General features: G+C 42.4%; 1 protein-coding gene. It reads left to right on the top strand.

The genetic code is table 11. The features are described 5' to 3' along the window. Positions 1-214: 214 nt before the first annotated feature. Positions 215-1,569 (top strand): protein kinase domain-containing protein (locus QUA38_RS28820; RefSeq protein ID WP_333167925.1); only part of this gene is annotated, 1,355 nt, incomplete at its 3' end.

Raw genomic sequence — 1,569 nt, 5'->3', positions numbered from 1 at the left:
CATAGTGCTACAGCCTCCTCCAAAATGCGATCGCGAATGCGTTCTTTCAACATATCCACGCTCGGCGCTCTCATGAGCCCACGATTGCTAGAAGCGAAACATGAGCTCACTTTTGTTGAGTAAATTACTATGTTACAATCAGCTCCAATCATAATTAAGTTTTAAAACAGACCTTAACCACACGCTCAATTCCCTTACGATCTGTAGAATAACAATGACTATCAACTTAGCTGGCTATCAATTCCTTGAAACCCTCCACAGCGGGATAAGAACTTCAGTCGATCGCGCTCGGAAGGATTCGGACCTTTCCAGCGTGATCGTCAAAACGGTAAAGGCTGAGTATCCCACTCTTTCTGACATCACCCGCTTGCGCCACGAATATCAAATTTTGCACAGCTTGAACGTAGAAACAATTATCAAACCCATTAGTTTAGAAAGCTATAAAAACGGTTTAGCACTCCTATTAGAAGATTCCGGCTCTGAGTCTCTCAAAGATTGGATGAAAGGCAAAAAACTCACCAGCATTCAATTTATTTATTTGGGTCTCCAGCTTGTCTCTGCCTTAGCAGAAATCCATAAATATAACATTATTCATAAAGATATAAAGCCACACAATATTATCATTAACCCAGCCACTGAAAAACTTAAAATTATTGATTTCAGCATCGCTTCGCGCCTGGAGCGAGAAAATTCGACGCTCACCCATCCAGATTTGCTCGAAGGCACACTCGCCTATATGTCCCCAGAACAAACTGGCCGGATGAATCGGTCAATTGACTACCGCACTGATTTTTATTCACTAGGCGTTACCTTCTATGAAATGCTCACAGGCGAGTTGCCCTTTAATTCCACAGACCCGCTGGAATTGGTACACAGCCATATTGCCAAAACTCCCATTCCCCCTCACAAGCTAAATCCTGAAATCCCGCCACAAATTTCAGCGATTGCGATGAAGTTATTAGCTAAAAATGCTGAAGACCGCTACCAAAGCACTGATGGACTAAAATTCGACTTAGAAACTTGCTTGCTCAAACTACAGGCTAGCGGATATATTTCCAACTTTGTTGTCGGAAGTGCGGATAAAGCAGGGCAATTAAACATACCGCAAAAGCTCTACGGTCGCTACAAAGAAATTGAAAAAATTCTCAAAACTTTCGATCGCGTTGCCAGTGGCACCACCGAATTAATGCTGGTTTCTGGTTATTCCGGGATAGGCAAAACAGTTTTGGTCAATGAAGTTCACAAACCCATTGTGCGGCAACGAGGCTATTTTATTGCGGGTAAATTTGACCAGTTCAAGCGCAATATTCCTTATGCTTCGCTGATTCAAGCATTCCAATCCTTAACTCAGCAAGTTCTAACCGAAGGCGAACTAGAAATCCAAACTTGGAAAGAAAAACTGTTATCTGCTTTAGGCGATAACGCACAAGTCATCATTGAGGTTATCCCTGAAGTCGAATTAATTATTGGCAAACAGCCACCAGTAGCAGAACTAGGGGCAACTGAAGCTCAAAACCGTTTCAGTCGCGTCTTTAAACAATTCATTGGCGTATTTACGACTATTGACCA

The sequence above is a fragment of the Microcoleus sp. Pol12B4 genome (assembly GCF_036701385.1).
Taxonomy (GTDB): Bacteria; Cyanobacteriota; Cyanobacteriia; order Cyanobacteriales; family Microcoleaceae; genus Microcoleus.
This window is presented reverse-complemented; position numbering and strand designations above follow the sequence as displayed.